Annotated in this window: 21 protein-coding genes; 3 read left to right on the top strand and 18 right to left on the bottom strand. The window is 46.1% G+C overall.

Translation table 11 applies throughout. From position 1 onward, the window contains the following. Positions 1-44 precede the first annotated feature (44 nt). The 4 genes from ACSQ8P_RS04660 to ACSQ8P_RS04645 all read right to left on the bottom strand — a co-directional run bounded on the left by ACSQ8P_RS04660 (position 45) and on the right by ACSQ8P_RS04645 (position 4,593). On the bottom strand, positions 45-1,472 hold the full coding sequence (locus ACSQ8P_RS04660) for an NAD-dependent malic enzyme (protein ID WP_436239454.1): 1,428 nt from the start codon (positions 1,470-1,472) through the stop codon (positions 45-47). Positions 1,473-1,477: 5 nt separating this feature from the next. After that, on the bottom strand, positions 1,478-3,004 hold the full coding sequence (locus tag ACSQ8P_RS04655; RefSeq protein WP_436234103.1) for a tripartite tricarboxylate transporter permease: 1,527 nt from the start codon (positions 3,002-3,004) through the stop codon (positions 1,478-1,480). A 1-nt stretch (position 3,005) separates the two neighbouring features. Further along, positions 3,006-3,467, bottom strand: coding sequence for a tripartite tricarboxylate transporter TctB family protein (locus ACSQ8P_RS04650; RefSeq protein WP_436234102.1), 462 nt, complete (start codon positions 3,465-3,467; stop codon positions 3,006-3,008). Between the two features lie 67 nt (positions 3,468-3,534). Further along, a complete protein-coding gene (locus tag ACSQ8P_RS04645; RefSeq protein WP_436234101.1) occupies positions 3,535-4,593 on the bottom strand; it encodes a tripartite tricarboxylate transporter substrate binding protein in 1,059 nt (352 codons plus the stop codon). Positions 4,594-4,827: 234 nt separating this feature from the next. Here ACSQ8P_RS04645 and ACSQ8P_RS04640 point away from each other — a divergent pair, with 234 nt between their 5' ends. Together ACSQ8P_RS04640 and ACSQ8P_RS04635 are read left to right on the top strand one after the other, a co-directional pair. Next, a complete protein-coding gene (locus ACSQ8P_RS04640) occupies positions 4,828-6,465 on the top strand; it encodes an ATP-binding protein (protein WP_436234100.1) in 1,638 nt (545 codons plus the stop codon). Further along, positions 6,437-7,153, top strand: a complete 717-nt coding sequence (locus ACSQ8P_RS04635; protein ID WP_436234099.1) for a response regulator — start codon at positions 6,437-6,439, stop codon at positions 7,151-7,153. The genes ACSQ8P_RS04640 and ACSQ8P_RS04635 overlap by 29 nt, the downstream gene beginning before the upstream one ends. 99 nt (positions 7,154-7,252) lie before the next feature. On the opposite strand, the gene ACSQ8P_RS04630 is transcribed toward ACSQ8P_RS04635, so the two are convergent. From ACSQ8P_RS04630 to ACSQ8P_RS04605, 6 genes are read right to left on the bottom strand one after another with little or no spacing between them, the layout of a single operon-like run. Continuing rightward, complete coding sequence (locus ACSQ8P_RS04630; protein ID WP_436234098.1) at positions 7,253-7,723, bottom strand: YhcH/YjgK/YiaL family protein; 471 nt, start codon at positions 7,721-7,723, stop codon at positions 7,253-7,255. Between the two features lie 53 nt (positions 7,724-7,776). Further along, complete coding sequence (locus ACSQ8P_RS04625; RefSeq protein ID WP_436234097.1) at positions 7,777-8,550, bottom strand: sulfite exporter TauE/SafE family protein; 774 nt, start codon at positions 8,548-8,550, stop codon at positions 7,777-7,779. A 12-nt stretch (positions 8,551-8,562) separates the two neighbouring features. Further along, positions 8,563-9,465, bottom strand: a complete 903-nt coding sequence (locus ACSQ8P_RS04620) for a nitrilase-related carbon-nitrogen hydrolase (RefSeq protein WP_436234096.1) — start codon at positions 9,463-9,465, stop codon at positions 8,563-8,565. 1 nt (position 9,466) lies between these two features. Beyond that, positions 9,467-10,246 carry an amino acid ABC transporter ATP-binding protein gene (locus ACSQ8P_RS04615; protein WP_436234095.1) on the bottom strand — a complete coding sequence of 260 codons (780 nt, stop codon included), beginning with the start codon at positions 10,244-10,246 and terminating at the stop codon, positions 9,467-9,469. A gap of 12 nt (positions 10,247-10,258) precedes the next feature. Then, a complete protein-coding gene (locus ACSQ8P_RS04610; RefSeq protein ID WP_436234094.1) occupies positions 10,259-10,909 on the bottom strand; it encodes an amino acid ABC transporter permease in 651 nt (216 codons plus the stop codon). Between the two features lie 31 nt (positions 10,910-10,940). Further along, the gene (locus ACSQ8P_RS04605) at positions 10,941-11,819 is read right to left on the bottom strand and encodes a transporter substrate-binding domain-containing protein (protein ID WP_436234093.1); all 879 of its coding nucleotides are present in this window, start codon (positions 11,817-11,819) and stop codon (positions 10,941-10,943) included. 273 nt (positions 11,820-12,092) lie between these two features. Here ACSQ8P_RS04605 and ACSQ8P_RS04600 point away from each other — a divergent pair, with 273 nt between their 5' ends. After that, positions 12,093-13,682, top strand: a complete 1,590-nt coding sequence (locus ACSQ8P_RS04600) for a PucR family transcriptional regulator (protein ID WP_436234092.1) — start codon at positions 12,093-12,095, stop codon at positions 13,680-13,682. On the opposite strand, the gene ACSQ8P_RS04595 is transcribed toward ACSQ8P_RS04600, so the two are convergent. From ACSQ8P_RS04595 to ACSQ8P_RS04560, 8 genes are all read right to left on the bottom strand, one after another. After that, positions 13,677-14,291, bottom strand: a complete 615-nt coding sequence (locus ACSQ8P_RS04595) for a fumarylacetoacetate hydrolase family protein (RefSeq protein WP_436234091.1) — start codon at positions 14,289-14,291, stop codon at positions 13,677-13,679. The two genes, ACSQ8P_RS04600 and ACSQ8P_RS04595, sit on opposite strands and share 6 nt — an antisense overlap. 24 nt (positions 14,292-14,315) lie before the next feature. Beyond that, positions 14,316-15,083, bottom strand: coding sequence for a hypothetical protein (locus ACSQ8P_RS04590; protein WP_436234090.1), 768 nt, complete (start codon positions 15,081-15,083; stop codon positions 14,316-14,318). A 50-nt stretch (positions 15,084-15,133) separates the two neighbouring features. Further along, on the bottom strand, positions 15,134-16,057 hold the full coding sequence (locus ACSQ8P_RS04585) for an FTR1 family iron permease (RefSeq protein WP_436234089.1): 924 nt from the start codon (positions 16,055-16,057) through the stop codon (positions 15,134-15,136). An 88-nt stretch (positions 16,058-16,145) separates the two neighbouring features. Further along, positions 16,146-17,627 carry a copper amine oxidase N-terminal domain-containing protein gene (locus ACSQ8P_RS04580; RefSeq protein WP_436234088.1) on the bottom strand — a complete coding sequence of 494 codons (1,482 nt, stop codon included), beginning with the start codon at positions 17,625-17,627 and terminating at the stop codon, positions 16,146-16,148. 47 nt (positions 17,628-17,674) lie between these two features. Continuing rightward, positions 17,675-18,769 (bottom strand): hypothetical protein, encoded by a 1,095-nt coding sequence (locus tag ACSQ8P_RS04575; RefSeq protein ID WP_436234087.1) that lies wholly within the window; start codon positions 18,767-18,769, stop codon positions 17,675-17,677. Between the two features lie 71 nt (positions 18,770-18,840). Next, complete coding sequence (locus tag ACSQ8P_RS04570) at positions 18,841-20,370, bottom strand: nucleoporin-interacting protein (RefSeq protein WP_436234086.1); 1,530 nt, start codon at positions 20,368-20,370, stop codon at positions 18,841-18,843. Next, on the bottom strand, positions 20,367-21,125 hold the full coding sequence (locus tag ACSQ8P_RS04565) for a glycosyltransferase family 2 protein (protein WP_436234085.1): 759 nt from the start codon (positions 21,123-21,125) through the stop codon (positions 20,367-20,369). Before ACSQ8P_RS04565 ends, ACSQ8P_RS04570 begins: the two co-directional genes overlap by 4 nt. Further along, positions 21,118-22,578: an alkaline phosphatase family protein gene (locus ACSQ8P_RS04560; RefSeq protein WP_436234084.1), complete on the bottom strand. Its 1,461-nt coding sequence runs from the start codon at positions 22,576-22,578 to the stop codon at positions 21,118-21,120. The genes ACSQ8P_RS04565 and ACSQ8P_RS04560 overlap by 8 nt, the downstream gene beginning before the upstream one ends.

The raw sequence follows: 22,578 nt of genomic DNA, 5'->3' as shown, positions 1-22,578 counted from the left end.
ATCCCTCCACTTTAGTTCCATTGTTGGCATCCGTTTCGGTAGGACTATTCCACCTGACGAAACTCACGTGGGATCCGCCTCGCGGTCCCTGTTTGAATAGCCGCACGGATAACCGCTTCACGAATCCGTCTAACCACTTCTTGATTAAACACACTTGGAATGATATATAACTTGTTCAATTCCTGCTGCGTGACAACCGACGCAATCGCGGCGGAAGCGGCCAGCTTCATTTCTTCATTGATGGAGGAGGCTTGGCAGTCCAAGGCTGCACGGAATATACCCGGAAAGCAAAGCACATTGTTAATCTGATTCGGGAAATCCGAACGCCCCGTAGCAACGACACCCACGATATCTTCAATTTCATCGGGATGAATTTCAGGCGTTGGGTTCGCCATCACGAACACCACAGGCTTAGCCGCCATCCGCTCAACATCAGCCCGCTTCAGCAAGCCTCCTGCGGACAGTCCGATGAACACATCTGCTCCTTCGATGACGTCATGTAGAGTACCTGATCGCAGGTTAGGGTTCGTCTTCTCCGCGTATTCCTTCCAATGCGGGTTTGCGTACTCGTTCGTGCGTACCAACGCGCCTTCCCGGTCAACCCCGATCAATTCCTTCACGCCTGCAGCCAGTAATATGTTGGAGCAAGCCATTCCCGCTGCGCCAATACCGCAGACGACAACTTTAGCCTCACTAATCTCCTTGCCGACTACTTTCAGCGCGTTGATGAGCCCAGCATATAAGACCACTGCCGTACCATGCTGGTCGTCATGGAATACGGGGATGTCCAGCTCCTTGCGAAGACGCTCTTCAATTTCAAAACATCGTGGGGAGGAGATGTCCTCTAGATTAATACCGCCGAACCCTGGTGCCATATGCTTGATGGTCGCAATGATTTCTTCGGTACTTTGCGTGCTTAAACAAATTGGAAAGGCATCGACATCGGCAAACTGCTTGAACAACATCGCCTTGCCTTCCATGACAGGCATTGCCGCATAGGGGCCGATGTTGCCAAGCCCGAGCACGGCACTACCGTCGGAAACAACAGCGACCGTATTGCGCTTGATCGTAAGCTTGTAGGCGTTATCCTCATTTTCATGGATAGCCATACAGACCCTGGCAACATCCGGCGTGTACACACGGGACAGATCGTCCCTGTTCTGGATCGGTGATTTGGGCTTCATCTCGATTTTGCCGCCGAGATGAAGCAGGAATGTGCGATCAGACACGTGAACGAGTCGCACGCCAGCGAGATCCTTCATCCTAGCGACAATACTGTCCAGCTGTGACTGTTCGGATGCGGATACGGTAATGTCCCGAACCGTCCAATTCGCGCCGGTTTGAATAACGTCAATCGCGATAACATCCCCGCCGTTTTCGGTAATTAACGTAATTAATTGACCGAAATGGATTTGCTCTGTCAGCAATTCCAGACGCAAAATAATACTTTTGCCACCCATCGTATTGTTCATATTCATTACCCTTCCTCATTCACAAGTACATTTTTTCCTCTGAGTTTCATTATTAGTGGAATGGTAATCCAGATCAGACCGATGATAAGAAATACAAGCGAAACCGGTTTTTGCAGGAAGATCATGAAATCACCATTTGAAATGGTAAGTGCTCTACGCATGTTATTTTCCATCATCGGTCCCAGAATAAGACCAAGCACGAGTGGTGCTAGTGGATAATCGTTCTTAGACAAGAAATATCCCACAAGACCACAGCCCATAATGAGCATTAAATCAAACGTCGAATACTGTACGGCATACACCCCGAATACGGAAAAAACGATAATTAATGGAATTAAATACTTAGCAGGTGTTTCAATTACTTTGGCAAACACTTTTACCAGCGGCATATTAAGAATTAGCAGCATGAGATTACCGACGAACATACTTGCAATGACGCCCCATGCTAACTGTGGATGATCCTGGAATAGCAAAGGACCTGGCTGGACATTGTACATAATGAAAGCACCCATCAGAATAGCCGTCGTCCCTGAGGATGGGATCCCCAATGTCAACAGTGGAATCATCGCGCCACCCGATGCAGCGTTATTCGCAGCCTCCGGTGAAGCCACCCCTTCAATCGCTCCCTTACCGAACTTTTCCGGATTTTTGCTAATTTTCTTCTCTACGATATAAGCAAAGAAGGAGGCAAGAATAGCACCCGCGCCTGGAAGTAAGCCTATGAAAAAGCCAAGCACAGAACCGCGCGCAATAGGAGCCGCGCTATCTTTCATATCTTGTTTTGTCGGCAGAATGCGATTGATTTTGGCAATCTCGCCATCGTTCCCTTCGCGTTGAAGTATGGTTTTGAACACTTCACCGACAGCAAATGTACCCACTGCCACAGTCAGGAATTCCAAGCCCTGATATAGCTCAGGAATGCCGAAGGTGAATCGCTCCACGCCTGACACGTTATCGATACCGATCGTCGCTAACAACAGACCGAATGCCGTCATCATAAGCGCCTTCACCATTGATTTCCCAGCCAGTCCGCTGATCGCGAGCAAGCCGAGCACCATCAAGGAGAAATATTCAGCAGGTCCGAACTTGATTGCGACTGCCGACAAAGGACGAGCCAAGAAGATAAGACCGATCAGCGAAATAATGCCCGCAGCGAAGGAACCGATTGCTGAAATCGCGAGCGCTGCTCCTGCTCTACCCTGTTTGGCCATTTGATAACCGTCAAGTGTTGTGACGACAGAAGACGATTCTCCAGGTGTGTTTAATAGAATCGACGTCGTCGAACCTCCGTACATCGCCCCATAATACACCCCTGCCAGCAAAATGATTGAACTCGTAGCGGCTTCTTCTGGACCTAAGCCAGCTGTCATTGTTGCCGTGATCGGAATCAAGAGAGCTACACCGCTCATCGGACCAATTCCAGGTAGAACGCCAACCACCGTACCAATCAATACGCCCAAAAATACAAAAATAACATTATGCCACTGCATCGCTGTGCCCAAGCCGTGAAACACATAATCCAAAGTGCTCATCTTATGCCCCCCCTAACCATGTTGGAAATCCGGGAAGCGATCCATCCAGCAGATTCACATATAAGTAATACACACCATAAGAGAAGCAAGCTGCAATCAGCAAGGAAACCCATACTCTACCTTTTTGCATCGTTTGAAATCCAATCATAAGGAACAGGAACGTGGAGATCACGAACCCGATATCTTCAAGGAAATAGGCATATAAGACAGCCGCAATGAAAATAATGAGAAATCGTTTGTAATCCAAATTTTCTTTGCCCTTCGCAGCACGCTGCCTACGGAACGTCTCGTACATAAGACGCAAACTCATCAGAGATAAGAACGACCCTAAAATCATCGGAAAAATATTGGCACCTACATTACTACCGTAAGCACTTGTTGAAATACCTAAGGAACCAATCACAAAGGCAAGGCCAATGGCGAAAAATGCAATGCCTGCATAACGATCAAATGTTGTATTCATTTCTCTGCCTCCTACCTTACTAAGGGCAAGGGAGAAGAGGTCATCTTCTCCCTTGTCTCGTTAGGTTTTATTTCTGCATACCAAGCGCTGTCAGCATATCTTTCAATTGTGTTTCTTGCTGCCCCAAGAAAGCTTTGAAATCATCTGCTTTCTTATAATCCGACTCCCAGCTGTTCGCTTGCATTTCTTTTTTCCAAGCATCGGAATCTACCATTTTCTTAATCGTATCTTCCCAGTATTTTTTTGCATCTGCTGACATGTCCTTCGGTCCGAAGAAACCGCGCCAAATCAGGAATTCTGCATCAACGCCTTGTTCCTTCATAGTCGGAACATCTTTCAGGCTGCCACTAAGACGGGCAGGTGCTGCAACAGCAAGTATGCGGATTTTTCCAGCTTTCACGTATTGATCTAAGGAAGAAGCATCTGTACCTAAGACATCAGCATTACCGCCAAGCAATGCAGTTACGGCTTCACCGCCACCGTCATAGGACACGTATTTCACCTTTTTCGGGTCAATGCCATATTTGAATGCTGGTAGAATAGATACCAAGTGATCCATGGAACCAGGTGCCGAACCGCCCGCAACCGTTAGCTTCGTAGGATCTGCTTTCATATCATCCAGCAGTGACTTCAGATCTTTGTATTTCGAATTGGCTGCTACCGCGACAGCGCCATAATCTTTGGTCAATTGCGCTAGCGGCGTCGTATCATTGTATCCGTAAGGTGTGTTTCCTTCTTTTTTCAAATGATTAATGAGGATTGGAGGCGAACTCACGAACAGCTTGTAGTTATCTTTGATATCTTTAGTCGCATATTCCGCCATAAATACAGTACCGCCGCCGCCTGGTTTGTTTTCAACTGAAACGGGCTTATCGACTGCTTTTGTTTCCGTTAATACTTTAGCGATGGTACGCGCTGTCATATCCCAGCCGCCGCCAGCACCAGATGGAGCGATAATGCTAAGTGCTTTTTCTGGATAATTGGATTTCGCAGCTGCTGGAGCTGATGACGATGATGGTTTAGCTGAATTGCTCCCGCAAGCGGCCAAACTAACTGCAAGCATGCTAATAGCTGTTACTTTCCAAGACGCTGAAAAAAGTTGTTTTATCAAATGAAACCCCTCCATGTTTGGTTTAAATTTGTCATGTATCCGCTTTCTTTAAAGCGTTTTCAGAATAACACCCCCTTGTGCCTATTGGGAAGTTTATGGCGATTAGTTGTAATAACAGCGTTTTGACCATTTTGTTCATATTGTTCACGGATCTGGAGACTCTATTACCATCAAAATGAGAAAGCTTTATGTTACAATACCAAACACATACATTCTTCTAAAAAACAAAACGGGAGGCCTACGTGAAAAATGAGGCTTCAGACCAAGCTTATCCTCATTATTTGTTCATTCCTTTCCATCGTCATCATCAGTTTAGGCAGTATATTTTATTACATGATGACCACAGCACTAGAGGATCAAATCGGAACTCGGGCCTTAAAGGTGGCTGAAACCGTTGCTAATATGTCTGATATTCGTATGGCTTTTCAAACTTCGGATCCGTCCAAGATCATCCAGCCTCTCGTCGAGAAGGTCAGAGATCAAATCGATGCTGAGTATATCGTTGTAGGGAACCGCGAAGGCATTCGCTATTCACACCCGCTCCCTGAACGCATTGGAAAAGAAATGGTCGGCGGGGACAACGGTCCTGTTCTTGCAGGACAATCGATCATCTCTAAGGCCATCGGCTCACTCGGCCCTTCACTTCGCGGCAAAGCGCCCCTATTTGATGATCAAGGCAATGTCATCGGCATTGTGTCCGTCGGATTTCTTACGAAAGATATCAATTCGATTACCTACGCTTATCAATCGCGAATCGAGCTAATTTCCCTCATCGTCCTTGTCGTTGGCCTGATCGGTTCCGTCCTTATCGCACGTAACGTCCGAAGCTCCATACATGGACTTGAGCCTAAGGAAATAGGTGATCTGTACACCGAGAAACAGGCCATTCTGCAAACAATCCGTGAGGGAATTATCGCGGTAAACCGAGATGGCATCATCACGATGGCAAATCGTTATGCTTTGCAGCTTATGCAGCTGCCCCTCAGTGCTAGAATCACGGGCAGACACATTGAAGATGTAATCCCGAACACTCGATTGCATGAAGTAGTACGTACGGGCGAAGCCGAGTTTGACCATGAAATGCTTATCGGCGATCATGATGTCATCGTCAATCGTGTGCCGATTGTGAGCCGGAAACACGGTGTCACTGGCGCCGTTTCAAGTTTTCGAAGTAAATCCGAGCTCTACCGGTTGGCCGAGGAGCTGTCTCAGGTGAAACGCTTCGCTGATGCGCTGCGTGCTCAGACGCATGAGTTCTCCAACAAGCTGTATGTAATCTCTGGGCTCATCCAGCTGGAATCGTATCAAGAAGCTGTCGATCTCATCTCCAAGGAAACAGACGTGCACCAGAACTTGGTGCAGTTCATCATGACCGAAATTCCAGATCCCATGATCGGGGGGCTGTTGATTGGCAAATTCAATCATGCGCAGGAGCTGAAGCTAACTTTTGAAATTGATCGCGAAAGCTCATTTCGAGATATCCCTGCGGAAATTGATCGAAATTTACTCGTCACCATCATCGGCAACCTGATTGACAATGCCATGGAAGCGGTTCTGGCAGTTGAGGTACAGCGAACGCCGTTTGTAAAATTATTTTTAACCGATCTTGGCGCGGATTTGATTATCGAATGCGAAGACTGCGGCGTGGGTATTCCTGACGAATTAGGTAACGCCGTATTTGAGAAAGGATTCTCAACCAAAGCAGGTGAACATCGCGGCATCGGGTTAGCCTTAGTCCAGCACGCAGTACATAAGCTTAACGGGTATATCACTTTTCATAAAAATCCAGAGTTCGGCACACTTTTCACCGTCGCTATACCGAAACATCCGATGTCCACAGAAAGGAGTTCAACCTCTGATGATGGAACACCAACAACCGACAATTGAAGTTTTAATCATCGAAGACGATGTGAAAATCGCCGAGATCAATCGAAGGTTTATTGAAAAAGTAGACGGTTTTCACGTTGTCGGAATCGCTACAGACGATGCTCAAGCCAAAGAACAGCTAGACATTTTGCGGCCAAATTTAGTTCTGCTGGATATTTATATTCCTGGCTCCAATGGATTGGACATGCTCTCTTATATTCGTCAACATTTCCGAGATACTGACGTCATTATGATCACAGCTGCCAAAGAAGCCGAGGCTATACGGGAAGCCGTCCGAAGCGGAGCATTCGATTATATTATGAAACCGCTTATTTTCAATCGGTTGCAGGAAACGCTCCTGCGTTATCTGGATTTTCATCGTGAGCTGAATCGATTAAATCTCAGTGGTTCTATTAATCAAAGCGATGTCGATCGCCTCATTTCGGTAACAGGGAAGAAAGATTCCCGCCATGAGATTTCCTATCTCCCTAAGGGCATCGACAAATTAACGCTAATCAAAATCGTACAAGCGATTTCTGCCGCGGCAAACGGCATGTCCGCGGATCAAATCGCCAAAGAAATTGGCGTTAGTCGATCAACAGGACGCCGGTATTTGGAGCATTTGGTCTCCTCGGGTGAAGTATTCGCCGATCTGACCTATGGTGTCGTTGGTCGCCCCGAGAGAGTTTATCGTAAACGGGAATCGTGATTAATCTCTGAAAGTTTTCTATACATTTCTATAGAAAAAGCCCAGTAAATCAACAATCTGATTTACTGGGCTTGGCTTTTCTATTTTCCGTACTATTGTTTATATCACAAAAATAGGTACCTTTAGCAACGCCTTCCTGACATAATCCGCCTCGTTACTCTTGCACCAAGGTCTATGCACATCCAAAGGCAGAAAGATCGCATACTGCCCTGGATATAGCGTCAATACCATTTCATGTTCTACAGCATTAAAAAAGGTATGATCATCAATGGCCGGACTCACCTCAACCGGTTGATTCTTCTCGCAATCTCGAGCAACCCCAATGGTCTCAGATCCGGCAAGGATATAGTGAATATCCATATATCGCTGATGCCGCTCTGGCAATGCCTCCGAGAAGGGAATCGTTGCGGTCGTTTTCACAACTAGATAGGTCCCGTCTTCTCCCACAGGATATACCCCATCCTCGATTTTATCGAATGAACATGTATAGAGGTAGTCCAAATGCTGCGCAAGCCGCTCTGAGCATAACCACTTTTCCTCTGGCCACTTGCGAAAATCCCCTATGATCAACTTCGGTTCCTCCTAGCCAACACAACAGTTTCTAACGAATGAAGTCTTCGTACTTATGTTTTCACTAGCATCAATAACGATCCCGCTATCGGTGTCATGATCATCGCAGAGCGAAGAAGCAGCTTCGGAGCTCTCTTCGTAAATTTAGCCCCAATATACGAGCCGATCATCGTCCCTGCAACGACTTGAGCGAGTAATACAAAATCCAAGTATCCGGCCTGGAAAAACCCTATCGAACCGAACAAAGCGATCGGTAGAATAACGACCATTGTCGTTCCTACCGCCTGTCGCAGTGGAAAGCCGAATAAAATGAGCAACGCCAGTTGAATAAATGGGGTAGATCCAATTCCGAATACACCAGACAGCGAACCCGTAACGAGCCCCGTCAGTCCGGCTAACACCCAGAACCTCAACTTCTTTACCTCATCATATTCCTCAGCAAGCACTCGCTCCTTCGCAGCGAACACTTTGCTTGTCCGAAGCCAGATGAGGAGCCCTGAGACGAACAGCATACCACTGGTCAGCCAGATCAGCTGATCGGCTGCAATCATGCGAGCCACGAAGGTTCCGGCATACGCACCACCCGCTCCGAAGGCCCCAATAATGAGGCCTGAGCGAAGCCTTGCATTCCCTTCTCGGAAATGACTGATTGAACCGGATAAGGTTGTAAATACCATCGCTGCAATCGAAGTGCCAAGCGCCGTATGAACTGGGATATGGAATACCGCCAGGAGAATCCCGATTATAAAGCCAGATCCCCCCGTCCCGGCAAACCCTAAGATCATCCCCATCAGAAGCATGGTTGCTAGAATGTCCACATTCGCCATCTACTTTCTCATTCAGGTTGTTTGAAAGGCATATTGTTGATAGAAAGAAGGCCGCATATCGGTGCGGTTCCGATTATGTCCATTTTCGCGAATGAACTTCAGGTAGTCCAAATTAATATCCCCAACGACGACCATTTCCACATTCGCTTCCCCTTGGCTGACAATCGCATTTGGCGTGCCAATCATCGGTTGAATCGGTGAATAGATGCCGCTTTTACCCGTGAATGTAAATCCGTAAGGAATATGCGTTGGGAACGGAATCGATCCAATCATGTGACTGTTCACGACGTACACCTGATTCTCCGAAGCTCTTGCCTGAGCGAACAGGATATTGCGGCTTTGCCCCCACTCATCGAGACAACAGGTTGGCGCGAGGATAATATCTGCGCCCATTTGACTAAGGATACGCGCTACTTCTGGAAAAGAGTTATCATAGCAGATGGAGATGCCATAGGTCACACCATTTATTTCGAAAACATCCAGCTTGTCGCCAGGCGTGGTCAATTCTTTGTTATACACCATTTCATAGGAAGGATGGATCTTGTTCTGTTCGAATACAGCACCGCTAGCCGTGAAGACATAAGCGGTATTGTAATAGCATTTGCGTTCTGGTTGGTAGGCGAAATGCGTCCCAGCAGCGAGTGTAATTTGATACTCTTTAGCAAAATTGGCACATAATTGCTTGATCGCAGCTGTGTACTCTTTGCCAAACCATTCGAATATTTTCGTGACATCTTCCGTACTTTTAATTTCAAAATGGTGCAGCGTGAGCAGCTCGATCGCAAAGAATTCCGGCAATAAGAGCAGCTCCGCTCCTTGTGCTACGGCTGATTCAACGTGCCAACGAACATGATCCTCAAAGTCCTTCATTGATCTTAACTTTTTGGCCCGAAACTGGCTGCTGGCAATCTTCATCCTAGTTAACTCCTCTCAGTTCGACCTCATGGGTGATCTTGCGCATGAATTGATTCATCCGTGCATTTTTCATATGGAAGACTTCATCTGGTTTCCCGCTCATCGTAATTTGACCATCCTCCATAAAAAGAACGCGATCAGATACGTTACGAGCAAAGTTCATCTCATGTGTGACAACAACCATCGTCATGCCTTCTTTGGCCAGCTTAACCATAATATCGAGCACCTCATGGACCAATTCAGGGTCTAGTGCAGACGTCGGTTCGTCGAACAAAATAACCTTCGGTTCCATGGCCAGAGCTCTTGCTATCGCCACACGCTGCTGTTGTCCACCTGATAAATTAGCGGGATACTCATTAATTTTCTCTTGCAAACCAACCTTCTCCAGCAGTTTGATCGCTTTCGCTTCTGCTTCCTTACGCGGAACCTTCTTTACAATACGCGGACCTTCGGTTACGTTATCAAGCACAGTTTTGTTCGGCCACAAATTAAATTGCTGAAAAACCATACTGACTTCAGAACGAAGCCAGGTCAATTTCATATACGATTGCAGCGTTAAGCGACCGCGGGCGTTCGTCTTATATTCCGCTTTGCGCGTATCTACGTAAATCTCCCCTGAGGTTGGCACCTCCAGCAGATTCATGCAGCGGAGCAAAGTGCTTTTCCCCGCACCGCTCGGCCCGATAATAGAGACTACCTCACCCTCTCGAATTTCGAGATTGATTTGATCCAGTACCTTTTTCGACTGAAACTGTTTATTTAGTCCACGAATATGAATCATATCTCATGCCTCCTACCTCTTAGCAATGCGCAGCTTCTTTTCGATGAAGAATTGCAACAGCATGATCGAGCTTGTCATGGTTAAGTAAATAACCCCTGCCACACCCAGCGTTTCAATCACGCTGTATGTACTGTTATAAGCACGTTGTGCGCCAAGCATTAAATCCGGCACGGTAACAATGGATACGATGGCTGACTCTTTCAGCATAATGACACAGTTATTAATGTACGGCGGCGTTAACAGTCTAATTGCCTGCGGAATGGTGATGCGAATCATCTTCTGAAAAGGGTTCATCCCAATCGAATCCGCTGCCTCCAATTGACCTCGATCCACGGACATGATGCCTGCTCGAATGATTTCCGACTTAAAGGAAGCGGAATTGATCGACATGGCCGCAAGCCCTGCGATAAACGCAGGAAGCTTGAGACCGAATGGTGTTGCATAGTACAGCCAGAACAAAGTCAGCATTAACGGAGTTCCTCGAAACACCCATACATACACGAAGGCAATACCGCGAACCACACTGATACTGGAAAGTCTCATCAGAGCAATAAAGTAGCCAAGTATTGTTGCGCACAAGATGGCTAGTATGGAGATTTTGAAAGTCGTCAGCGCCCCCTCAAGATAGAGGGGCATATAATTGGATACAATTTCCCAGTCCATGCCAATCACTCATTTTCTGCTTATTTTTGGATTACTTCGGAAGAGGTGCCCCTACCCATTTGGTTGCCAGCTTATCGATGGTTCCATCCTTCATTTTCTCGTCTATAAGACTATCAATGATTGCTTTTAATTCCGGTTCATTTTTACGCATACCTACACCCATATTTTTCACTGCAGCTACTTTACCAACTAATTTAAGTGGTTTATCACTCTTATCATTCTTGATGTAATCATTCGCTGCAATGTTACCAACGGCATAGAGATCAATTCGACCTGCTTTCAAGTCTGTAAATGCTTCTGCATTCCCTGGGTATTCCTTCAGCTCTTTGAAGCCTCCGAATTCCTTAATGACGGTATGTGTCGCCGATCCGCCAATGACCCCCGTAATCAGACCGCTTAGCTTCGTTACGTCCTCTACTTTCGAACTATCCTTCAAAGTCACTGCTACCGTGCCGTCTTTGCCATAAGGAATAGAGAAATCAATACTTTTCTTTCTCTCATCCGTTTCGGAAAGGGCTGACATCACGAGATCGAATTTCCCTGCTACGAGACCTGGAATTAAGCCTGCAATATTTCCTGGCACGAACTCCACCTTGACGCCTAGCTTCTCTGCTATCATCGTCCCGATATCAATATCTAGACCAGTAATCTGACTTTGTTCATTCATGAAGGTCATAGGACGGAAATTCCCGCTTGTTCCAATGACAAGTTTGCCATTCTTTTTAATTTGTTGAACCGTTTGCGATGTTGCTGGAGCGCTTGTTGCTGCCACTGCTGGTGTCGGTGAAGCTGCTGATTGATCGGTAGGCTTTGCAGATGAACCTGTTGTCGTTGCCTTAGTTCCACAAGCCGTAACTAACAAAAGCGATGCGATAACCAAACCCTTACTCATCCATTTAACATGTTTCATTTCCCCAGCTCCCCGTAATGTATATTGTCTTTATATGTTAGATTATATCTCATAACATCTTGATTTACATTAGAGTTGCTTCACAAATCTACCATGATCCCATTGTGAACATTTCACAATGGATCTGCACTCACTATGGTACTATTGAACGATTCCCTCTGTTTCCCCTCTATATATGTATGTTTTTTTAGTAATTCCTACTAAATCTTCTCTTTCCTCCACCTTCATTTTATGTTAGGTTTATTAACATAAAACAATGAGGAGGTTATTCCCATGAATGGAATCAGTGTGAATGAATTAATCGCTCATAAACCCTTTTTATTCGGAAAAGACCCCATTATTAGCGGAGCCAACGGTTTAAACCGCCGAATTACGAACGTGAATGTGATGGAAGTGCCGGATGTCTTTAATTGGGTAAGGCATGGCGATCTCCTCCTCACAACTGCCTACTCGATTAAAGACAACCCCAATGCCCAGAATGAGCTAATTCCCAAACTTGCTGCAACAGGAATAGCTGCAATAGGCATCAAAACCAAGCGGTATCTCGAAACCGTTCCAGAGGAAATGGTCGCACTTTCAAACCAATATGAACTGCCCATCTTGGAGCTTGCATTTCAAATTGGCTATTCCCAAACCATATCGGAAGTACTCGAGGAAATTCTCAATCAGAAAACAAATTGGCTCATGGAGCAGCATCATAAAATTCAACTACTAACCAGCACGCTAATTATGGGGGAAAATAGCAAAACCTTTCTTGAAACGTTTTCTAAATGCACCGGTTTGCAAGCTGCTTTAATTACCTATGAATCTGACATGTATAGCACCGATCCAACATTCAAGAAGGAATGGCCTGATGCCAGGCACCTTCAGCCTGTTGCATCGCATTTGTCTACCTCAGCTCTTCCTTCTTATTGGCTCGGCGATGACACAACCAAAATCTATCTGCCGATTGAGAAAAACAATGAAACGATGGCCTACTTTGTCTGTTGGGGATGCGACCACGGGGAATGGGAGCCGCTGCAGCTCCTGTTACAGCACACAGTCAACTTGCTAACCCTGCACCTGAGTAAACAGCATTCTTTACGAAGCTTAGAGGATAATCAGAAAGATCTTTTTCTCAAAACCTGGATTCTCGGTGAGATCACCGATCCACAGGCCATAGCGCTGCAGGCAGCCTCTTGCGGACTTCAGCTGCAAACGAGCTATAACGTTTGTCTTACCTCGCCGCTCCCGCCTTTTTCATCAAGAGAGCTTATGAATGTCAAAGCTTATTGCATCCTTCAAGGCATCATCTTGCTTTCCATGGGGAATGAATGGGTATTTCTTATCCCGAAGCCGCTGGCTAACCAAAAAAATGTCTATGTAAAGCTCCAAGCGGAGCTCCACAAATGCTTGAAACAACCACAGATCCGTCTTGGCATCAGCAGCGTGAAAAGTATTTCCGATATACACGAGGGGTATAAGGAAACCCTAACCGCGCTAGAGCTCTGGGATTTCATTCAACCTGTTGAAACCCTGTGCTACTACGAGCAACTCGGCATGTATCCGATTGTTCATGTACTATCTGATCAAGAGTCCATCAAAAAGCAGCTGTTTCAATACATTCAGCCCCTGTACGCATTCGATAAAGAGAATAACGCCAAGCTCGTTGATACGTTAATTACTTACTTGCAATTCGGAGGAAACATTAAGGAAACAGCGAAAGCTTCCTTCTGCCATTACAACTCCATTGTCTATCGGCTAGAAAAGGTTCAAACCATATTGGGTGTTGATTTAAAGGATCCCGACATTCGTTTTCAATTGCAAATGGCTGTCAAAGTGTTCGCTTTTTCCACAAAAAAAGGAACTATGATGGGCTCATAGTTCCTTGTGAATCGTAAATTGATGGTTGCCGAGCTGTGGACTCTTCATCTCAATGACATCGCCAATCTGACAAGTTAAAGGATTTGACGGTGTCCCTGTTAAGATGATATCCCCCTTACATAACGTTGTCATGCGTGAAATATGTGAGATCAACCAGTTCGAAGAGAATAACAGATTCGCTGTATTATCTTTCTGTATGAGATCACCATTCACCCACATTTCAATATCCACCTGACGGGGATCAACAACCGACACCAGGGGTCCTATCGGGGTCATCTGATCAAACATCTTAAATCTTCCTGTATCAAAATGCGCACTCGCCGTAATGTCGTTGGCAATTGCATAGCCTGCAACAATGGACGGTACATCCTCTTCTGCAATGTTTCTGGCTTCTTGACCGATAATAACGGCCATCTCCACCTCACAGATGAATTCCGTGAGCTGCGGTGGCAAATAAATATCCGTCTCTACCGTTAAGCTTTGCGGTGATTTAATAAAAAGGAAGGGGTCCTCCTCATGGGTGATCCCTTTTTGAGCGCGAAAAGCTTTGAAATTCGGTCCCACACCAATAATTTTACGAGTTTCATTCAGGTATGCTTGGATATTCATGAGATGAGATCCCCCTTCATTTCCCTACTCCGTCAAATCCCGAAGTCGACTATTTTTCTGTTGGACCGATCTCATTAAATCGACGTTCACGTCCTTCTCCTCCGCCATGCTGATGAGTGCGTGAACATCCTTTGGCAGACATTTGCCCCCATAGCCACGGTTATCCTCATAGACGAACGTATGACTTCGCCCGATTCGAGGGTCCTCCAGCCACACTTCACGCAGTTCATTGTAATCAATGCCGTGAGCGCCTGCGATATCGTAGAATTCATTACAAAACGATACCTTCAGCGCCAGGAAACAATTCTCCATGTACTTCGCCATTTCTGCTGTACGGGCATCCGTCAGCCTAATCCTCACTTCAGCGTTATACACCTGCTGATAAGCACGGACCACAAGGCTTGCATCTGCAGATGCACCGCCCAGAGTGAGCCACGTGCGGTGACGCAGGTCCGCAAAATGGTGATCCACCGTTTCCCCATAATATTCTGGCTGGAACACGATTCTTTTCCCGGTCCGCTCCTTCATAGCATCCGTGAAGCCTACGGGAATGGTAGAACGAATGACAATCACTTTGGCTGTCAACCATAACATGACTTCTTCCACTATGGACGTATCGCATTTGCCGCTTGGAAGCGAAGGTGTCGGAACACAGACGAATGCCATATCACATGCGTTCACTTCATCTTGGCTGCCAATCTGAAGAGGTCCATCATATACAGCAGCCTTGGGAAATAAGGCATGAATCGCTTTGCCTACATGGCCATATCCAACAATTCCTATCTTCATCATTATCCGCGCTCCTTATGTTGATCATTCATCCAAAGTCTCTTCCTCATCTGTTAAGCAGCCACTTTATCTTCGTGGATCTGCTCCTGTTGCTGACGTTTCTTCTGAACGGCCAAAAGGATGAATATCAAGAAATAATATCCCCAGTAGCCAACGAATTCTTCCAGCGAAGGATTCTGTGTATACCCCAGAAAGGCTTTAAAGAAAATACCTACTTGACCGTTAATCAGCGGCTCTTTCCCATAATCACGAAGATATTGTACACCATCGATGGGATGCTCCGGCATAAATGCTGTAATATTGTAAATTTCACCAATCTGGTGACCTGCTGTTCGATATAAACTTCCGATAATTCCTAAATCCTGCATGATGCCAATGGCTTGAACAAACAGCCCCGCAGAAATCATCATGAGGAAGACAGCGGTAATGCGGAAGAAAGTACTCAAACGAATCCTCTTTGTCCCTTTGAAAAAGAGAAGTCCCACCACTGCGGCTAGCACAAGACCGATTAAGGCACCCCAGCTTTCAAGAGCTTTCTGAATGTCGCCACCCGTAATAGCAGCGAAAAAGAATACCGTCTCCACCCCTTCGCGCACAACAACCAGAAAGGAATGAACAACCATATTAATGGCGCCGCCAATGGTCAAAATATGAGCAACCTTGCTCTGAACCTTGCCTTGCATCTCACTACTTTGCTTGCCCATGAACATAATCATATGTGTCAATAAACCGGAAGAGATGAGCATGATCCCGATCTTCATATAATTCTGGCTGCCCATACTAGCAAATCCAGTTAAAAGCACTTGGAAAGCAAGGGCTAAACCATAACTAACGATTAAAGCGAAGAACACGCCCACCCATACCCATTTATGCCAGTGAATCGCATCAATACGCGTTAAATATGTAAGGATGACACCTACAATGAGAATGGCTTCAAGCGCTTCGCGAAACGTAATGAGAAATGCCTGTAAATCCATGATCTGCCTCCTGTCTCTACCTTGCATCTGAACATTGAAAGACACTTGCGCTCAAGCAGCACAAGTGTCTCCCATATTAACGAAATGATTAACGAAGAATAATGATGTCACCGTTTTGATAGAATACGCCATAGCTGAACAACTCGGCTACTGCACGCAATGGGATGAAAGAGCTGCCGTTTTGAAGAAGAACCGGCTGATCCAATTTGACCTTCTCATTTACTTTACCATTCTCAACAACTTGATCGGAACCAGCTGTGATTTCTGTTTTCTTGCCATCTTTCGTGATTACAACTGTTTGAGTAGCTTCAACCCATTCAACTTGCGCATTGATTGCTTGTGCAATAAGACGAACTGGTACTAGCGTACGGCCGCTTTCTTGATTGACGAACGGAGCATTCTCAGCTGTGAAAGCAGCACCATTTACTTGATATCCTTTGTCGCCAACTTTTAAGCTGGAACCATCTTTGTCAACGAGGAATTTTACGATTTCAAAAATAGACTCTTTTGTAGCGGCAACATCGGATTTATCTACTGCTTCTGTTAATTTTGTAGCCGCAACACTTGCAGCTGCATATTTCTCTTTACCCAAGAACACTTCTTGGCTAGCAAGGAACATTGTACCTTCAGCAACATATCCGCGAGCACCTTGTAGTTCGCCAGCTTCTTGTTTAACTAGGACTTGGTTAAGGTACTCCGACACTTTACCGATCATTGTACGTTGAAGTGCTTCACCGATTTCATCTTTTTTGATTTTGCCAGCATCACCTGAAGCGAAGGCATTCTTCACGAAGTCAGCGTCAGCTGGGCTTCCGCCTTTAAGATACGTGTATACAGGCATGAAGAGGAAGTAGCCTTCTGTGATCGCTTTTGATTGGTCAGCCGGAGCAGCCAATCCAACGTTTTCTGCGTATGTATACGTTGCAAGTGCGTAATTTTTGATCAATGTTTTGTCAAGGATTTGACGGTGGAAGTTAAAGTCATTTACGTTGTTGTCTTTGATATCTTTTTGGATCAATTCAATTGTCGTTTTCAAAAGTGGTACCATGTTTAAGCTATACTTCGTATCACGTTTTACAACGTTAGGTTGTAGTGCACCTTCATAAATTTGAACGACTTTATCGAAAGCAGCCGTTGCTCCAGCAATGTCACCCTTTGTCAAAGCAGGACGTACTTGATTGCTCATCAAATCACGAAGTGCGAAGAAGAAATACCATTGTAAACCTTTGTCGATTGCTTCTTTCGCTGGACCAACTGGCAAGTCACCTTTAATGGCAGCATCCAAAATAAGCAAGATGTTCGCATCTATTTTAGGGTCATCTGCTTTGATGTTTACATCTAGACGTTTTACTTCCGTTTGGAATTTATCTACATATGATTTCTTAACACTTGCAAGATCTGTTTTATCTGTGAAAAGTGCTTTAATATCTGTGAAAGATTGAAGTCTTGCTGATATTGTTTGATCTTCTTTGATTTGGAATTTGGTTTCTGCAAAAGCAACGGATGTTACAGTAACAACGCTTGATAGAGCGATTGAAGCACTTAAGACTACAGATAAAAATTTACGCATGATAAGTTTCTCCTCTATTCATCTCAATTTTTGGGTTGACCTAACGGTTAAATCCACTTTCTTTTGCGAGCGAACCATACCGCCCCGCCCAATACAATGATGACGCCACCAATGACACCAACGCTGACCCATGGATTCGTTTTGTCTGTACGCTGCATGGGTGCATGCGCTACCGCTTCTTTCACAGGCTCAGCCTTCACAGCTGTGCTAGCTGTCTCCGTAGCTTTAGCTGGTGCTTCTACTGTTGCAGTAGGCTTAGCCGCTTCAGTCGTCGGTGTTGGGTTTGGACTTGGACTTGCCGATGCCGATGGCTCAGGAGAACTTGTCGCAACAGCAACTGTTGAAGCTGTGTCTGGCGCCTTCGTCTCTACTGCTTTGGCATCCGTCGTTGTGGCAGGCTGTTCTTGCTTAGGGCTAACTTCCGCCTTCACAACGGGCTCTGGCTTTGTCGTCTCTACCGGCTTAACGGTAGGTGTAGGCGTACTTGTGGCAGCTGGTGCACTGTAAGCTTTATAAGGAAATAGCGGTTTTACCTTACCAAAGATAAAATCAACCTTTTCCTTAAATACAGCAGGCTGCACTGGCTTCTTCCCTACGCCAAACAATCCTGGATTACCTAATGCATCAAGAGCAGCGTCAAAGGACTTATCAATTTCCGTTTTGCCTGATCCGATGTAAGGCTCTAGGGTATCATAGGTTGCCTTGGCTTTGGCCAATAGAAGCTTGGCACCCGCATAATCATCAATTCCCTGCCCAGCATACGTGAATCGACGATCCAAGTTCATGACAAGAACGGCTTTAAAATTAGCAATGACTAATTTATTGTCTTTTGCCTGGAAATTAGCATCCAAAGTGGCGCCAACTTCTTCACCAAAATGAGCTACGATCTCTGCTCTTCTTTCTTTATAAGCACCCTCAGCGGCTCCCCAATCATTCGCTCCATCTCCTATACTGGCTTGAACCAATTTAAAGGTTTCAGCGACATCTTCGGTATTCGCGTCACCGTAAGAATAGGCCAGCGCGGAAGTCGGCAAGATGAATAATGCCGCGAGAACTAAAGTCAATCCGGCTAGTAGCCATCGTTTCATATCTTCACCTCTGCTATGAATTTGATTCTCAATGTCATTGATAATGATAATCATTAGCTGTAGTGGTGTCAACCATTATTTTACACAATATTCTCACCTATTTCATGATTTGTTCACATATCAATCTAGCGAACCCACTCATATAAAATGATCTGCCCATATGCGGGATCGAATAAGAGATCCGATGTAAACTCGGTAACCTTCTTTAGGTGCTTTTCCACACCCTTCCCTTGCTGTGCAAAGCCTCTTACAACATGATCCGTAAGGAATACTCGACGATTCAAATCAGCTCCCGCCAAGGATTGAAAATACCCATACGTATAAATCCGTTCATGCTCATAGTCAGCCTGCAAATACTGAAGGACTCTCGTTTCTTCCCACGTAAATAGAATGAGCGGCTCCTGTAAGCTGCGTAGATAACCATCCAGCTGATAGACCGCCGGCTCCTCAACCGCCTGTCTTTTCAATAGCTGAGAGCCGTATATGACTTGTACTGATATGAAGCCAACAAGGAGTAGAGACACCACCTTCGGTGTTATCCTCAGTAGACGTATCCTATGTTCGGATGCCTTCATCACATTTGCCGTTTGGAACATATAAACAAATAAAATAAGTAAGATCGGAGCAACGACAGGCACGATGTGTCGTGGTTTTTCAATATTTTGACCCATTAGCGCCCATAAGGAATAAAAGGCAGCACAACCGACCAACCAGATGAGATAGTGTCTGTTCTCTTTATTGGGTTCCTTTGGAACCGCAACGAATCTCCGTACGACCAAGATCATGACGACTATGCATCCGAAATACAAACCAATGAGTATGGAACCGCCAAATAGGGCTGAACCAAGCAAATTATGCCCGAAGAGCTGGAAGATTCTTTCTCCTATCGGCATTGGCGTTGAGATCACACCTCCACCCCATTCAGAGAAATGTCCTTCTACGAATGCTAAGGACAGCTTCCAAAAGCCTACTAAGTTTCCTTCGGAAAGCACCAAGCCAGCTACCCAAATCAGCTGAAATAGCCCAGCTGCCAGAGCAGATCCACCTAAACGCAGCCACCTTCTCAAACCTATCGATTCCTGCCGCCATAACGAATACCAGAGAGGAACTAAAGCTAAACCAAAGGGAAAGAAAGATAGGCGTATACCCATTAAAAAGCTGAACATGAGCAGAGCTAGCCCGTGACGAAGCACGGAATGCGGACGATCCATCGCAAAACGGATACTCCAAAGAAACCACCACAGCATGGCCATACCAGCGCATTCGGACATGGGACGCGAGGACATTAGCCAAATGTAGGGGCTGCTTAATACGAGTGCTGGCAGTAAAAGACTCTTGATACCGCTGCCCGTCAGTCGATGTGCTAATAAAAACATAGGAATCGCGGAACTAAATGCCGCTAAGGTATTGAAGATAGATAAGGCTACTGTCGGATTATTCATCCACTGGTTAATAAACCAACCACCAAGAATAAAGTAAGGATATCCAGGAAAATGAGGCTGCATGGCGAGTAAATCATACCGATGCAGTGCCAGAGTAAAGTCTACCTCGTCCCATGTACGCACGTAGGGGCTGGCGTACAACAGACTAAGGCAGGTCACTCCGGCGATAACGGAAGCTGCGAACAGCGCCAATAACACCGGATAACGTGTCATGTGCTTTGTTCATCTCGATGTATGGGGAGAGTGACTTTGCTGACTTTGCGCTTCTTCGAGACCGGTCGTCTCATTTCTTTGTAGATCGCAGGAAGCACGGAAGTTACATACTGTCTGAACTTGATGAAGGATTGGCCTTTGGTCCGAACCTGGTACGAGATCGGGATCTCCTCCAACCGGTAGCCCTGACGAACCAGATTAATCGTGAGTACTTGGGCGTAATTATAGTCATGGATAATGACGGCATTCTCCATCGCATCGCGCGAGAATCCGCGCATTCCTGACTGGCCGTCATAAATCCATCTGCGCAGCAAGATCGCCTGCAGCAATGTAAAGGTATAGTTGCCCAAGCGGCGATGCAGCTTCATCCCTTGAATGTGGCCTTTGAAGCGTGAGCCAAAGGTGTAGTCTGCGCGCCCTAGCATAATGGGCGCAAGGACGTCAGGGATTTGTTCTGGCGGATACTCATTATCCGCATCGATCATAATGCCAATGTCGCCGCCGAGCTGGCAGCATTGCATCAGCCCTTCGCGAACGGCAGCGCCGAGCCCTCGATTGTGCGGGAACGACACAATATGGTCGGCCCCCGCATCGCGCGCTACTTGGACGGTGCGGTCCTTCGACCCATCGTCGATCACGAGCACTTCCACCTCATACTGCGGGTGGAAATCTCTCGGAACGCGGGCAATGACCCCGCTGATGTTCTCTTCTTCATTATGTGCAGGCATGAAAACGATAATTTTTTTCTTAGTCATGATGCTTGATAGCCTCCGTTAGAACAGGTCCGCGACTATGGCTTGGGAAGGGTGCGCCCAGCAAATAAGCCAGTGTCGGTGCCATGGATACGAGTGAATGCTTCTCATCAATGCGGCGGCCCGCTTCAATGGTGGGACCGTGCAGGAAGAAAGGCACATAACGCTCGCCTTCGTCGAGATGACCATGTCCGCCAATGCCGTCTGCCTGCCCGTGATCAGCACAGATGATGAGTGTCGTATTCGCCATCATGCCGCGATCTTGGAGCCAGCCGACGAACTCTTCAATGAGTTGATCCGCTTCGGCAATTTTCTGCGTGTAATCATCATAGAGGACCCCACGACTGTGCCCCGTTTGGTCAACCCCTATTAATTGGGCAACGAGTAAATCCGGATTTTGTTCCGTCATAATTTTCTTGGCTCGTTCAATAATATTACGATCCGCTACATCGTTGTGCATGACAGCCGTCACGCTCTCAACGTCGTCTCCCATAGAGTCGATTAAGTGTGCGATTCCCAGCAAACGCCCTTTTTTCCCTACTTTGCGCAGCGAGTCGAATATACTCTCAACCCGAATCCCCAGTCTCCACACCATATTAGAGCGAATACCATGCTCGCGCGGATATGTACCTGTAAACATCGAAGAGAAGCACACTACCGTTCGCGCTGGATACACGGTTTCCATTTGAGCGTATTCCGTACCTTCTGCTCTTAGTTTCTTCATGAATGGGGCATCGGCTTCTTCAAATCGTTCCTTGCGCATACCATCAACAACGATAACGATGACCTTCTCGTTAAGCGCTTCTCCGCCAACTTGTACAGCGCTTGAGTCGCGTGTATAAGTAGGAATTTCTGCCGGCTTCCAGTCAAATAAGTACCGATGAAGAATGAACGCGTAAATCAACAAGCCGCCTGCAAAAAGAAGCCCAGTTCCTACATCAGCAGATCCATCTGCTTCAAACTGACGATAATAATGACTCCATACGAACAGGAGCAGCAAAAACTTAGGCATCTGCTCCTGAGCGTTGCCGCTCGTCGAGTCACTATTTTTCAAGACAAGCTTCCAAAAGCGTGTGAAATTCCACCATGACGTACCAATACGCAAATGGTAGTAAAACGTGCCCCAGAAATAAATCGTAAAGAAGTAAAACAGTCCAAGCGCTAGTATGTACAAAGAGAAATCATTTCGTTCCCAAATGAGAAGTGCAGCAATCAATGGCATCCATAAATAATTTCGTAAAAATAGCGGGAAATCGAAGCAATAATAGAGGACAAATAACGGCATGGTTATAACGAGTCCTAAACCAGCCGCACTCCAAAAGCTAGGATCTGACCATATCCCGATATGGTAAAGTAAGAAAACGCCGACAACGAAGATGGGGGTAAACGGTTTTCCCTCATTTAACAGGTTCCAGCAGCGTGCTGCAACGATTTCAAAGGATGAGGCTTTTTTCAT

Origin of the sequence: Paenibacillus sp. LjRoot153 (assembly GCF_964253085.1) — a bacterium.
Taxonomy (GTDB): Bacteria; Bacillota; Bacilli; order Paenibacillales; family NBRC-103111; genus Paenibacillus_E.
The sequence above is the reverse complement of the archived record's forward strand: the minus strand, read 5'-3'. Positions and strand labels throughout refer to the sequence as shown.